This is a genomic window from Cellulomonas jepli (assembly GCF_047229345.1).
GTDB lineage: Bacteria > Actinomycetota > Actinomycetes > Actinomycetales > Cellulomonadaceae > Cellulomonas_A.
In genome coordinates, this window is sequence record NZ_JBFTER010000057.1 from 1 (window position 1) to 13,614 (window position 13,614).

The following is a 13,614-nucleotide window of genomic DNA, read 5'->3' on the forward strand; positions in this document are numbered from 1 at the left end:
TTGATGCATGGTCGAGCTCACAGCCCTTCCCTCACCTGATGACCCCGCAGACGCATTCGCCGCCGTGGTCGCGCTGCTCGAGCGCGCCGGGCGCGGTGTCCGGCTCACCGAGGCGGGCCGCGTGCTCGCGCACCACGGTGCGACGGTGACCGCCGCCGTCGGCGCGGCCGCGGCCGAGGTGCTGTCGCTCACGACGCTGCGCTCGGGCCGGGTCCGTCTCGTGGCCTTCCCGTCCGCGTCCGCGACGATCGTGCCGCGCGCGCTCGCCGGCCTGCGCGACCGGCACCCGGGCCTCGCGGTGACGCTCGACGAGGCAGAGCCCCCGCAGGCCCTCGACGCGCTGCGCACGGCGGCGTGCGACGTCGCGCTCGTCTTCGCCTACCCGGGTGTCCCCGTGCCCGGGGGAGACCTCGACGGCCTCGTCGCCCGGCACCTCGTCGACGACGGCACGGTGGTCGCGCTGCCCGACGGGCACCCGGCCGCGCGGTCCGGTGACGCGCTCGACCTCGCGGACCTCGCCGACGACGTGTGGATCGCGGGCTGCCCGCGGTGCCGGGGGCACCTGCTCGCCGCCGGCCGGTCCCGCGGCTTCACCCCGCGCATCGCGTACGCGACCGACGACTACGTCGCCGTGCTGGGCCTCGTCGCGGCCGGTCTCGGCGTCGCGATGCTCCCGGGCCTCGTCCTGCCGACCGCACTGCGCACGCCGGGGGTCGTGGTGCGACCGGCAGCCGGCACCGTCGACCGGGCGGTGCACGCCGTCACGACCCCCGACCTGCTGCGCGTCCCGGCCGTCGCCGTGACGCTCGACGCGCTCGCGGACGCGGCGCGCACGCTGCCCGGCCTCCCGGAGCTCAGTCCCGCGCGACCGCGTCGATCGCGCTGAGCTCGCGCTCGAGGTCGTCGAGCCCGAGCGAGCCGAGCGAGAGCGCCGCAGTGTGCCAGGCGCGCAGGTCGAAGCGCCCGCCCTGCGCCTCGGCGTGCGCCCGAGCCGCAGCCCGGCCCGCGAGCCACGCCCGCTCGCCGAGCTTGTAGCTGATGGCCTGGCCCGGCCAGCCGAGGTACCGCACGATCTCGCTGCGCACGAACTCGGCGGGGGACCCGCTGCGTGCTGCGAGGAACTCCTCGCCGAGCTCGGCGGTCCACCGCTCCCCGGGGTGGAAGCCCGACGCCTCGGGGATGCGCAGCCCGAGGTGCATGCCGATGTCGATGACGACCCGGACGGCGCGCATGCGCTGGCCGTCGAGGTACCCGAGGCGGGCGCCGGGGTCGGTCAGGTAGCCGAGCTCGTCCATGAGGCGCTCCGCGTACAGGGCCCACCCCTCGGTCGTCGCGGACACCGAGCCGACGCTGACCTGGAAGCGCGAGAGCTCGGCGGCCCGGTGCGCCCACTGGCCCAGCTGGAGGTGGTGGCCCGGGACGCCCTCGTGGTACCAGGTGCTGATGAGGTCCCAGGTGGGGAACCGCGTGCGCCCGAGGGTCGGCAGCCAGGTGCGTCCGGGCCGGCTGAAGTCGAGCGACGGGCGCGTGTAGTACGGGGCGGCCGCGGCGCCCGGGGGCGCGATCATCGCCTCGACGCGGCGCACCGGCTCGGCCACGTCCACCGCTGTCCCGTCGAGCTCGGCGATCGCGGTGTCCATCATCGCCTGGAGCCACGCGCGCACGTCCTCGACGCCCTCGACCGCCTCGCCGTGCACGTCGAGGTGCGCGAACGCCTCCGCCGGGGTCGCCCCGGGCAGGACCCGGTCGGCCTCGCGCACCATCTCGGCCTCGATCCGCGCGAGCTCCTCCCAGCCCCACGCGTACGCCTCGTCGGGGTCGAGCGTCGCGCCGATGCTGGACCGTGCGGCGACGAGGTAGGCGTCGCGGCCGACGCCGTCGGGCGTGCCCTGCACGGCGGGGAGGTAGGTGCCGGCGATCCAGTCGCGCAGCTCCGCGACCGCGGTGGCGGCGGCGTCGGCGCCCGCGTCGAGCTCGGTGCGCAGCGCGTCGGGGCCCGGTGCGACGAAGCCCGCGTGCCAGCCCGGGGCGTCGCCGTCGGGGAGCCACGCGCCGAGCTGGTCGACGATCGCGGCGGCCTGCCGGGGTGCGCTGCGGCGGCCCTCCTCGAGCCCGGCCTCGAGCGTGCGGCGGTAGGAGGCGGCGGAGTCGGGGACGGCGGCGAGCCGGCGCGCGACGACGGCCCAGTCGTCGTCGCTGGCCGTCGGCATGAGCAGGAAGATCGACTGCAGCACCTGCACGGGGGAGCCGATGGGGCGCAGCGACGCGAGGTCGGCACCGGTCTCGTGCACGGCGAGCTGCGCCTCGAGGCGTTCGCGCAGGAGCGTCGCGCAGCGCCGGTCGTCGTCGTCGAGGACGCGGGCGCCGTCGAGCTCGGCGAGCGCGGCGCGGGCGGCCCGGGCCTCGGCGGCGAGGCCGTCGGGCGACAGGTCCGGCATGCGGTCGTCGCCGGGGCGGATGCCGAGGGCGGTCGCCACGCGGGGGTCGAGGTCGGCGAGCGTCTCGACCCACCGGTCGGCGACCTCGCGCGCGGTCGGCGTGCCGGTGCGGGTCGTGGGCGGGGTGGCGTCGGTGGAGGTCACCCACCCACGCTAGACGAGCGGAATAGGTGCGCAGGGGTTGGCGTTGGAGCGGCCAGATGGTTGAATGTTAAACAAGACGACCAGAGGGAGCACGCCATGCAGTTCGGGATCTTCACCGTCGGCGACGTCACGACCGACCCCACGACCGGTCGCACGCCGACCGAGGCCGAGCGCATCCAGGCGATGGTGACCATCGCGCGGCACGCCGAGGAGGTCGGGCTCGACGTCTTCGCGACCGGCGAGCACCACAACCCGCCGTTCGTCCCCTCGTCGCCCACCACGATGCTCGGCTACATCGCCGCGAAGACCGAGCGCCTCCTCCTGTCGACCTCGACGACGCTCATCACCACGAACGACCCGGTGAAGATCGCCGAGGACTACGCGATGCTCCAGCACCTCGCGGACGGCCGCGTCGACCTCATGATGGGCCGCGGCAACACCGGCCCCGTCTACCCGTGGTTCGGGCAGGACATCCGCAACGGCATCAGCCTCGCGATCGAGAACTACGCGCTGCTGCACCGGCTGTGGCGCGAGGACGTCGTCAGCTGGGAGGGCAAGTTCCGCACCCCGCTGCAGTCGTTCACCTCGACGCCCCGCCCGCTCGACGGCGTCCCGCCGTTCGTCTGGCACGGCTCGATCCGCAGCCCCGAGATCGCCGAGCAGGCCGCGTACTACGGCGACGGGTTCTTCCACAACAACATCTTCTGGCCCATCGAGCACACGCAGCAGATGGTCGCCCTCTACCGCCGCCGGTTCGAGCACTACGGCCACGGCAGCGCCGACCAGGCGATCGTCGGCCTCGGCGGCCAGGTGTTCATGCGGGCCAACAGCCAGGACGCGAAGCGCGAGTTCCGCCCGTACTTCGACAACGCCCCGGTCTACGGCCACGGGCCGTCGATGGAGGACTTCACCGCGCAGACCCCGCTCACGGTCGGCAGCCCGCAGGAGGTCGTCGACCGGTACGCCACGATGCGCGACCACGTCGGTGACTACCAGCGCCAGCTGTTCCTCATGGACCACGCGGGGCTCCCGCTCAAGACCGTCCTCGAGCAGCTCGACCTGCTCGGCGGCGAGGTCGTCCCGGTGCTCCGCAAGGAGCTCGCCGTCGGCCGCCCCGCGCACGTGCCCGACGCCCCGACGCACGCCTCGCTCGTCGCGAAGGCCGGCGGCGCGCACGACGCCACGGTGTACGCGGCGGACGACGTCACGGGCGCGTCGCCCGAGGTCGCGACGGTGACCCGATGACGCGCCGGTCCCTCGCGGTGGTCTCCGCGGGTCTGCGCCAGCCGTCCTCGACGCGCCTGCTCGCCGACCGCCTGACGGAGGCGACCGTCAACGCCCTGCAGCAGAAGGGCGTCGAGGTCGACGTGGAGGTGATCGAGCTCCGTGAGCTCGCGCACCCGCTCACCGACGCGCTGCTCACCGGCTTCTCGAGCGGCCCGCTGCGTGCGGCGATCGAGACCGTGACGCGCGCCGACGGCGTGATCGCGGTCACGCCGATCTTCAGCGGCTCCTACAACGGGATGTTCAAGAACTTCGTGGACGTCCTCGAGCAGGGCGCGCTCGCGGGGACCCCGGTGCTGCTGGGGGCGACCGCCGGCACCGCGCGGCACTCGCTCGCGCTCGAGCACGAGCTCCGGCCGCTGTTCTCCTACCTGCGCTCCGTCGTGGTCCCGACCGGCGTCTTCGCCGCGACCGACGACTTCGGCGCCGTCGAGGGGGCGGCCGGGTCCGACGAGGTCGCCCCGCTCGTCGTCCGGGTCGACCGCGCGGGCCGCGAGCTCGCCGACCTCGTCGCCGCCCGGACCCCGCGCGAGGTGCACGACCCGTTCGCGAGCCCCACGTCGTTCGAGGACCTGCTCGCCGGACGGTGACGGCTCGCCCGCCGGCCCGGGGATGCGCTCCTCGGGCCGGCGGGGCACCGGGAGCCCGCACCCTGCCGCACGACGACGCCCGCCCCTCCGGAGCGACCGGGGGAGCGGGCGTCGTCGTGCGTGCGGGTGCGGCTCAGGCGCCGACCTGGGCGTCGTCCGACATGCCCTCGCGCTCGAACGAGTCGTCCCAGTCGCTGCCGCCGAGGCTCGGCATCATCTCGCGCAGCTGCGGGCGCCACGCGTCGACCCGCGAGGGGAAGCAGCGCTCGAGCAGGTCGACCATCGTCGAGACCGCGGTCGACGCGCCGGGGGAGGCGCCGAGCAGGCCGGCGATCGTGCCGTCCTGCGCCGTCACGAGCTCCGTGCCGAACTCCAGCACGCCGCCCTGGGTCGGGTGCTTCTTGATGACCTGGACGCGCTGGCCCGCGGTGATGAGCTCCCAGTCGCGCGGGTGGGCGGTCGGCATGAACGCGCGCAGCGTGCGCAGCCGGCGCGTCTCGGTCGCGGTGACCTCGCTGACCAGGTACTTGACCAGGTCGACGTTCTTGAGCCCGACAGCGAGCATCGGGACCAGGTTGCCGGGCCGGATCGAGCGGATCAGGTCGAGCGGCGAGCCGGCCTTGAGGAACTTCATGCTCCACCCGGCGTACGGCCCGAAGAGCAGGGCGGTCTGGCCGTCGACCACGCGCGTGTCGAGGTGCGGCACCGACATCGGCGGCGAGCCGACGTCGGCCTTGCCGTAGACCTTCGCCTGGTGCTGCGCGACGAGGTCGGGGTTCGTGGTCCGCAGGAACTGCCCGCTGATCGGGAAGCCGCCGTAGCCCTTGGCCTCCTTGATGCCCGACTTCTGCAGCAGGTGCAGCGCGCCGCCGCCCGCCCCGATGAAGACGAAGCGCGCGTCGATCGTGCGGCGGCGCGGGCTCGCGTTCCAGCGGCGGTCGGCGACGGTGAGGCGCCAGGTGCCGTCGCGGCGCTGCCGGAGCCGGCGGACCTCGTGCTCGAGGCGGACCGTCGCACCCCGCTGCACGACGCCGTCGACCAGGCCGCGCGTGAGGGCCCCGAAGTCGACGTCGGTGCCCTCGGGGGCCCGGGTCGCGGCGACCGGCTCGTCGCCGACGCGGCCCTCGACGAGCAGCGGGGCCCACGAGCGGATGACCTCGAGGTCGTCCGTGAACTCCAGGCCCGCGAAGAGGTGGTGCGTGCGCAGGGCCTCGGCGCGCCGGCGCAGGTAGTCGACGTTCTCGGCGCCGCGCACGAACGTCAGGTGCGGCGTCGGGGACAGGAACGCGAAGCCCTCGGGCAGCCGGCCGCTCGTGAGCAGGAAGTGCCACAGCTCGCGCGAGAGCTCGAACTGCTCGTTGATCGTCACGGCCTTCGCGATGTCGATCGAGCCGTCGGGGCGCTCGGGGGTGTAGTTGAGCTCGCACAGGGCGGCGTGCCCCGTGCCCGCGTTGTTCCAGGCGTTCGAGCTCTCCTCGGCGAGCGCGTCGCGGCGCTCCAGGATCTCGATCGACCAGGTGGGCTCGAGGACGGAGATCATCGAGGCGAGCGTCGCGCTCATGATCCCGCCGCCGACGAGGACGACATCGACAGTGCTGGCGTGGTCCGTCACCCCCTAATCATAGGATGACCTCAGGACGCAAACCCACCCCCTGTCCGGATCCCGGTCATCCCATGACCGGCTTGGTCGTCCCATGGACCTGGGGATGACCGACGGGCACGGCGACGGTCCGGCCGGCTCGCAGCCGGACGCCTTGGGCACGCCGCCTCCGGCTAGCGGATCGCCTGCGCGACGACGCGGATCATCCGGCTCGTCGCCTCGTCCGGCGTCGTGCGCGTCCGGCGCCCCGCGCGGGCGACGGCCCGGGCGGCCCCGGGTGCGGGCTCGGTCAGCGTGAGCTCGAGTCGCGTGAGCCGCTCGCCCCACACCCCGGCGAGCAGCGGGTCGTCGAGCAGCCGGACCGTCGTCGTCGCGACGACCGTCTCGGGGTCCCACGTGAGCCGCACGCCCCGACCGCCCGAGAGGGGCCGGGTCACGACGCCGCCGCGCTCGGCGGTGACGACGCCCGCGAGGAGGTAGTGGACGCGCAGCCCCGCGGGCGAGGCCTCGTCGTCCGGGCTGCCGTCGTCCGGGCGGCCGTCGTCCGCGCTGCCGTCCTCCGCGAGGTGACCGCCGTCGGCCGCGGTCCCGCGCGCCGTCGCCCCCGACGCGCCGGCCCCTCCCGGCGCACCGCGCGCGCCCGCGCGTCCCGGTCCGCCGTCGTGCCCCGCCCGCCCGAGGTCCCACGCGTCCTCGATCGTCACGCAGCGCCGCCGGCGGTCGAGCACGACCGTGCGCACCCCGGTCGCGCCGGGGAGGTCGTACGCCTCCGAGAGGTCGAGCGCGACGCTCGTGACGTCGTCCCCGGGCGTCACGCGCACGTCCCGGGCGCGGTACCGGGCGCCCGTGCCCTGCGTCGTCCACGCCGGTTCGGGGACGTTGTGCCAGCTGCTCTGCATCGTCCACAGCGTGAAGCGCTCCGCGCCGAAGGTCGCCGCGGTGTACGTCGGCTGGCCTGCGTCCACGACGAGCGGCACGCCGTCGACCGCGACGACGACCGAGCCGACGTCGTTGTGGTTGTCGTGCTCGCCGTTGTGCCCGCCCTTGACGGTCACGCAGAGCCCGCGTGCGGAGCCGAGCCGCTCACGTGCGACGACGATCTGGGTCGTGGGCAGCCACACGTCGCGCTCGAGCGGCGGGTGCTCGCGGTGGGCGTCGCGCCAGGCCGGGTCGGCGAGCCCCTGGAGCGCGCGACCGAGGCCGGCGCGCTCGGTCACCGACGGGAGGCCGGGCTCGCGGTACGACGCGGCGTGCAGGCGCACCTGCTCGTCGTCGAGCGTCTGCGCCCAGCGGTGCAGCACGTGCCACGCCTGGTCGCGTGGGGGCCGCGCCGGGCTGTCGGCGACGTCGAGGTACCAGTCGCCGCCGAGCTGCATGCGGTGCGGGAACCGGACGGTCTCGCGCACGACCGGCACCGCGCGCGCGTCGAGCACCCCGCCGCTCGCGTGCGCGAGGACCTCGAGCGCCTCGAGCGCGCGCCCGGCGCCGTTCCACCACGACGTGTACCCCTCGTCGCTGCTGCCGTCCGCGGGGAGGGTGTCGAGGAACTGGTCGAGGCCGGAGATCGCGTGCTCGACGGCCTCGGCGCGCTCACCCGGGTCGTCGAGCAGCGCGAGGGCCGCGACGAGCACGTGACCGTGGATCCACGGGTTCCAGTTGTGCGCCCAGCCGTCGCGCCGGAGCCAGTGCCAGTCGCGCCGGTCGACGAACGGGCGCAGGACGCGCGTCCGGGCCTCGGCGCGCAGGCGCTCGCGGACGCCGGGGGCGTGGTCGTCGAGCGCCTCGCCGAGCGTGTGGTCGATCCAGGCGAGCTGCCCGACGACCTCCGCGGCGCCGAGGTCGAGCGACGGCGACCCCGCCGGCGGCAGCGCCCACCCGTGCAGGCGGAGCCCCTCGTCGTGCGCGGGCCAGCACCAGCTGCTCTGCTCGCACAGCAGGACCACGCCGTCGGCCACCTCGTCGAGCCAGCGGCGCTCGCCGGTCGTCGTGGCGAGCACGGCGGCGCGCGTGAGGCGCTCCTGGCGACGGGCGACCTGGTCCTCGTACGCGGTGCGGTTGCCGTCGCGCAGGTAGCGGGCGTAGTGCGAGGTGAGCGGCTGCGGCCAGGGCTCCTCGAGGTCGAGCTCGCCGCGCAGCCGGAACGCCGCGACGGTGGGCTGGTCGACGGCGTCCCACAGCGCCCGCGCGTGCACCGGGCGCACGGGGTGCGCCGCCAGGCCGCCCCCGAGCAGCTCCGTGAGGCGGTCCCGACGGGCGTGGGGTCCCCACGCGCGGGTGAGCGGGCCCGTCGGCACCGGGCCCGCGGGCACCGGGCCGGTCGGCACCGGGCCGGTCGGCACCGCGGCGGTCGAGGTGCGGGCCGGTGCGGGCGGCTGCGGCGTCACTGTCGCGGTGCCCGCGGTGCGGTCGTCTTCCACGTGTCCTCCGTCGGACGGTGGTTCGGCGGTCCGCCCGCGGGGTCGGCGGTCCGACGCGTCGGGTGATGGGCGTCGTCGGGCCGGCGCACCGGTCCCCTGCGGGGCGCTCACGGCCTTCCGGGGACGTTACCCGCGGATGCGGTGATTGCCTCCGACGGGCTGCGGGGAATGTGCGTCGAACCGCCTCGAATAATCGTTTAAGCGGCCGGGCAATTGCGAATGCAGCACCCGCCCGGCAATGACCTTCCGGTCAGTGACGGTCTCCTGACCGCGGCGACCGGGGGCGCCGTCCGTGTCGCGTGCGCTGGTGGCGTTCGCCGGAGTGCCCTCGTCCGGACGGGGGAACGAACGAGTGAACCTTGCAGCAAGTTGCTGCAAGACGTTGCCGAGCGGCTTCCCGGCGGTCTACGGTCCGAGCGCCGGTCGCCCTCGCGCCGGGCGGTCGCGACCGCAGCAGCAGCCCCAGGAGCTCCCGATGCGACGACGCATCCACGTCGGCGGTGCCGCCGCCCTCGTCCTCACGCTCGCCCTCGCGGGGTGCGGGACCTCGGGTGCGGACGTGCCTGCGGTCGGCGCACGGGAACGGTCCCTCGTCGTCTGGGTGGACGAGGACCGGGCGAGCGCGATCGAGGGCCTCGCGGGGTCGTTCGGCGCCGAGGCGGGCGTCGCGATCGACGTCGTCCCGCGCACGAGCGAGACGCTACGCGCCGACTACGTGCGCGCGGTCACGCAGGGCGAGGGCCCGGACGTGCTCATCGGCGCGCACGACTGGCTCGGCGAGCTCGTGACGAACGGCGTCGTCCAGTCGGTCGAGCTCGACGATCCCGCCGCGTTCGCCCCGGCGGCCGTCGAGGCCGTGACCTACGACGGGGTCACGTACGGCGTGCCCCTCTCGATCGAGAGCGTCGCGCTCGTGCGCAACGACGCCCTCGCGACCGCGACGCCCGCCACGTTCGACGAGGTCGTCGCGCAGGGGGAGGCGCTGGTCACCGCGGGCCGCGCGAAGCGCCCGCTCCTGGTGCAGCAGGGCGACGGCGGCGACCCGTACCACCTGTACCCGGTGCAGACGTCGTTCGGTGCCCCGGCCTTCCGCGCGGCCGAGGACGGCTCCTACACCGCGGAGCTCGCGCTCGGTGGCGAGGCGGGGCACGCGTTCGCGCGGTACCTCCGGAGCCTGGCCGAGCGCGACGTGCTCGACCCGGCGGTCACGTCCGAGACCGCGACGCAGGCGTTCCTCGCGGGCGAGTCCCCGTACGTGCTGACCGGGCCGTGGAGCACGGCGGCGTTCGTCGAGGCGGGCATGGACATCACCGTGCTCCCCGTGCCGCCCGCCGGGACCTCGCCGGCGCAGCCGTTCGTCGGCGTGCAGGGGGCCTTCGTGAACAACCTGTCGCTGCACCAGGAGGAGGCGCGCGCGTTCGTCGGCGACTTCCTCGCGACGCCCGAGGCGCAGCTGGCGCTCTACCGCGCCACGAGCCGGGCGCCCGCGCTGACCGCGGCGCTCGACCAGATCACCGACGACCCGGTCACGACCGGCTTCGCCGACGCGGGCGCGCAGGGGGCGCCGATGCCCGCGATCCCGCAGATGGGCATGGTGTGGCTGTACTGGGGGTCGACCGAGGCGTCGATCGCGAGCGGCGAGGGCGACCCTGCCGCGCTGTGGGACCAGATGGTCGCGAACATCGAGGCGTCGATCGCCGCGGAGCTCTGAGGCGCTCGGCCGGAGTCTCGGGCGACAGCGCGGCCCGGAGCGCGGCCGACAGCGCGGTAGGCGGCACGGCGGGCGGCACGGCCGACAGCGCGGCGCACAGGGGCGCGCCGAAACGATTCTGAGCCGCCCGCCGTCGTTGTGCGCGCTCACATCGCGGCGCTACGGTCGCCGAGCCGGTCGGGAAGCGCTATCCAAGATCGCCCGCCGGCTCGTCCGACCCCACCTCGGCCCGGCTCCGGCGGCACCGACGCCGCCGTCGCTCGGCACCCGACGAAAGGCTCCTCAGTGACGACACGACCCATCCGGGCGTCCCGCGCCCGACGACTGCGCAGCGCGCTCGCGGGAGCGGCGGCCCTCGCCGTCGCCGCCGCGGGCGCCCTCCTGACCGCGCCGGCAGCCCAGGCCGCCTCGGTCGACACGAGCGCCTGGTACGTCCTGCTCAACCGGCAGAGCGGCAAGGCGCTCGACGTCCTCAGCTGGTCCACCGCGGACGGCGGCCAGCTCATCCAGTACGCGCGCGCCGACGGCGCCAACCAGCAGTTCCAGTTCGTGTCCTCGGGCGACGGCTGGTACCGCGTCAAGTCGCGGCACTCCGGCAAGGTGCTCGACGTCTGGGAGTGGAGCACCGCCGACGGTGCCGAGATCCGCCAGTGGACCGACACGGGCGGCGACAACCAGCAGTTCAAGCTCTCCGACTCCGAGGGCGGGCGCGTGCGGCTCGTCTCGAAGCTCAGCAACAAGGTCGTCCAGGTCAAGGACCGCTCGACCGCGGACGCCGCGCTGATCGTCCAGGGCACCAACACGAACGCCTACAACCAGCAGTGGGAGCTCGTGAAGGTCGGCTCGGGCAGCACCCCGCCGCCCACGACGCCGCCGCCGTCGACCGGCGCGTGGCCCTCCCCGTCCTCGTCGCAGAAGGTCTCCTCGACGATCCAGGTCAGCGGGACCCGGGACGCGGGCTACGTGCGCTACTACGGCATCAGCTCGGGCGGCCAGGACGAGAGCCAGCCGCCGATCTTCCAGCTCGCGGACGGCGCGGTGCTCCGCAACGCGATCATCGGCACGGGCGCGGGCGACGGCATCCACTGCACCGGGACGTGCACGCTCGAGAACGTCTGGTGGGAGGACGTCGGCGAGGACGCCGCGACGCTCAAGGGCTCGAGCTCGTCGCAGGTCATGACCGTCAGCGGCGGCGGCGCGCGCTCCGCGTCGGACAAGGTGTTCCAGCACAACGGCCCGGGCACCTTCGTCATCAAGAACTTCCAGGTCTCCGACTTCGGGAAGCTCTACCGCTCGTGCGGCAACTGCTCCAAGCAGTACGCCCGCACGGTCCGGGTCGAGAACGTCACGGTCACGGCGCCCGGCAAGTCGCTCGTCGGGATCAACTCCAACCTGGGTGACAAGGCGACGCTCTCGGGGATCACGATCGTCGGGGACTCCTCGAGGAAGATCGCGATCTGCGAGGAGTACAAGGGCGTCACGTCCGGCGAGCCCAGCAAGATCGGGTCCGGCCCGTCCGCCGCGTGCGGGTACTCGTCGTCCTCGATCACGTACCGCTGAGCCGGGGCGCGCTCGCCCGGCTCGTCGCCGGGCGCGTCGTCGCCCCAGGTGTGCCCGGCCCGTCGCAGCTCGCTGCGGCGGGCCGGGTGTCTGCGTACGCCGCGGTCGCCTCGCACCGGAAAGCGTTATCCATATCGTTTCTGGCGCGGCTCGAGCCATTGCGGGCCGCCCGGCTGGCTGCCTAGCGTCGGCGGTGCAGCCCGGGGAAGCGCTATCCCGGTGCGGCGGCCCGGCTGGGTCGCCACGCAGCTCCCCGGCAACGCCGCTGGGGAGGCCGGCCCACCACGGAAGGCACACCACGTGGATCTCACGAAGGACACCCGGACGCCGACGCGTCCGGCCGACCCCGGACCGCGGCACGCACGCCGCGGGATCGCGGTCACGCTCGCGCTGGCCGTCGGTGCGCTCGGTGCCGTCGTCGGCGCCCAGGGGGCGACCGCGGCACCGCCCAGCATCGACACCTCGGCCTGGTACGAGCTCGAGAGCTGGCGCTCCCGGCTCGTCCTCGGCGTCGACGGTGCCTCGACCGCCGACGGCGCCGCCGTCGTGCAGGAGGCCTCGACCGGGGCGGCGAGCCACCGCGTGCGGTTCCTCGACTCGGGGAGCGGCTACTACCGCGTCGCGTTCGCCCACTCCGGCAAGGTCGTGACGATCGGCGGCTCCGCGTCGTCGCTCGCGACGCAGGCGACCGACTCGGGCGACGCCAGCCAGCAGTTCTCGGTCGCGGCCGGCTCGTCGGGCCGCATCAAGCTCGTCAACCGGGCCAGCGGGCTCGCGCTGCAGGTCGTCGACAGCTCGAAGGTGTCCGGCGCGCGCTGGAACCAGGCCGGGGACACCAACGCGAACAACCAGCAGATCACGCTGCGCAAGGTCACAGGGACCACCCCGGAGCCGACCGCCAGCCCGACCGCGACGGCCAGCCCGAGCCCGACCGTGACGTCGAGCCCGACCCCGACCGTCACGTCCAGCCCGACGCCGACGCAGACCACCACCCCGAGCGGCTCGTGGCCGAGCGCCACGTCGCAGCAGAAGGTCTCGTCGACCATCCAGGTCTCGGGCACGCTCGACGGCCGGCTCGTCCGGTACTACGGCATCTCCTCGGGCGACCAGGGCGAGAGCCAGCCGCCGATCTTCCAGCTCGCCGACGGCGCGGTGCTCAAGAACGTCATCATCGGCACGGGCGCCGGCGACGGCGTGCACTGCACCGGGACCTGCACGCTCCAGAACGTCTGGTGGGAGGACGTCGGCGAGGACGCCGCGACGCTCAAGGGCACCAGCACGTCGCAGGTCATGACCGTCACGGGCGGCGGCGCCAAGGGCGCGAGCGACAAGGTCTTCCAGCACAACGGCCCGGGCACGTTCGTCATCACGGGAGGCTTCCAGGTCACCGGCTTCGGCAAGCTCTACCGCTCGTGCGGCAACTGCTCCACGCAGTACGCGCGCACCGTCAAGGTCGACGGCGTCCAGGTGACCACGCCGGGCAAGTCGCTCGTCGGGATCAACTCCAACCTCGGCGACAAGGCGACGCTCCGCAACGTCACGATCATCGGCGACTCGTCGCGCAAGATCTCGATCTGCGACGAGTACAAGGGCGTCACCTCCGGCGAGCCCTCGAAGGTCCGCTCCGGCCCGTCGGCCGCGTGCGGGTACTCCACGTCCGACATCACCTACCGGTGAGGCACGCGCTCGCCGTCCGCCGGTGAGCGCGTCCCACCGCCCGACGACGCCCGGCCGTCCGCACCCCTCGCGGACGGCCGGGCGTCGTCGCGTCCGCCATCAGGGGCGACACCGGCGGCTCCTTCTCTCAGCAGTTCTCACACGGCCCGCCCGAGGGCTGTGCGCGGAGGTTTCCCTCCGTGTCATCGACGCG

9 protein-coding genes are annotated in these 13,614 nt (G+C 74.5%); 6 read left to right on the plus strand and 3 right to left on the minus strand.

Annotated features, from left to right (window positions below; genetic code table 11):
- Positions 1 to 64: 64 nt before the first annotated feature.
- Complete coding sequence (locus AB6N24_RS13835; RefSeq protein WP_412869971.1) at positions 65 to 886, plus strand: LysR substrate-binding domain-containing protein; 822 nt, start codon at positions 65 to 67, stop codon at positions 884 to 886.
- On the opposite strand, the gene AB6N24_RS13840 is transcribed toward AB6N24_RS13835, so the two are convergent.
- Entirely contained in the window at positions 855 to 2,582 is a 1,728-nt protein-coding gene (locus AB6N24_RS13840) for a DUF885 domain-containing protein (protein WP_412869972.1), read from the minus strand. The genes AB6N24_RS13835 and AB6N24_RS13840 overlap by 32 nt on opposite strands.
- Positions 2,583 to 2,678: 96 nt before the next feature.
- On the opposite strand from AB6N24_RS13840, the gene AB6N24_RS13845 reads away from it, so the two are divergent.
- Both AB6N24_RS13845 and AB6N24_RS13850 read left to right on the plus strand, forming a co-directional pair.
- A complete protein-coding gene (locus AB6N24_RS13845; RefSeq protein WP_412869973.1) occupies positions 2,679 to 3,827 on the plus strand; it encodes an LLM class flavin-dependent oxidoreductase in 1,149 nt (382 codons plus the stop codon).
- Positions 3,824 to 4,456, plus strand: coding sequence for an FMN reductase (locus AB6N24_RS13850; RefSeq protein ID WP_412869974.1), 633 nt, complete (start codon positions 3,824 to 3,826; stop codon positions 4,454 to 4,456). The genes AB6N24_RS13845 and AB6N24_RS13850 overlap by 4 nt, the downstream gene beginning before the upstream one ends.
- Before the next feature lie 133 nt (positions 4,457 to 4,589).
- On the opposite strand, the gene mqo is transcribed toward AB6N24_RS13850, so the two are convergent.
- Positions 4,590 to 6,068 (minus strand): malate dehydrogenase (quinone), encoded by a 1,479-nt coding sequence (gene mqo / locus AB6N24_RS13855; protein ID WP_412869975.1) that lies wholly within the window; start codon positions 6,066 to 6,068, stop codon positions 4,590 to 4,592.
- 161 nt (positions 6,069 to 6,229) lie between these two features.
- Positions 6,230 to 8,473 (minus strand): hypothetical protein, encoded by a 2,244-nt coding sequence (locus AB6N24_RS13860; protein WP_412869976.1) that lies wholly within the window; start codon positions 8,471 to 8,473, stop codon positions 6,230 to 6,232.
- A 475-nt stretch (positions 8,474 to 8,948) separates the two neighbouring features.
- Between AB6N24_RS13860 and AB6N24_RS13865 the strand changes: the two genes are divergently transcribed.
- The 3 genes from AB6N24_RS13865 to AB6N24_RS13875 all read left to right on the plus strand — a co-directional run bounded on the left by AB6N24_RS13865 (position 8,949) and on the right by AB6N24_RS13875 (position 13,421).
- Positions 8,949 to 10,184, plus strand: coding sequence for a sugar ABC transporter substrate-binding protein (locus tag AB6N24_RS13865; protein WP_412869977.1), 1,236 nt, complete (start codon positions 8,949 to 8,951; stop codon positions 10,182 to 10,184).
- 285 nt (positions 10,185 to 10,469) lie between these two features.
- On the plus strand, positions 10,470 to 11,744 hold the full coding sequence (locus AB6N24_RS13870; protein ID WP_412869978.1) for a pectate lyase: 1,275 nt from the start codon (positions 10,470 to 10,472) through the stop codon (positions 11,742 to 11,744).
- 300 nt (positions 11,745 to 12,044) lie between these two features.
- Positions 12,045 to 13,421, plus strand: coding sequence for a pectate lyase (locus AB6N24_RS13875; protein WP_412869979.1), 1,377 nt, complete (start codon positions 12,045 to 12,047; stop codon positions 13,419 to 13,421).
- Positions 13,422 to 13,614 lie beyond the last annotated feature (193 nt).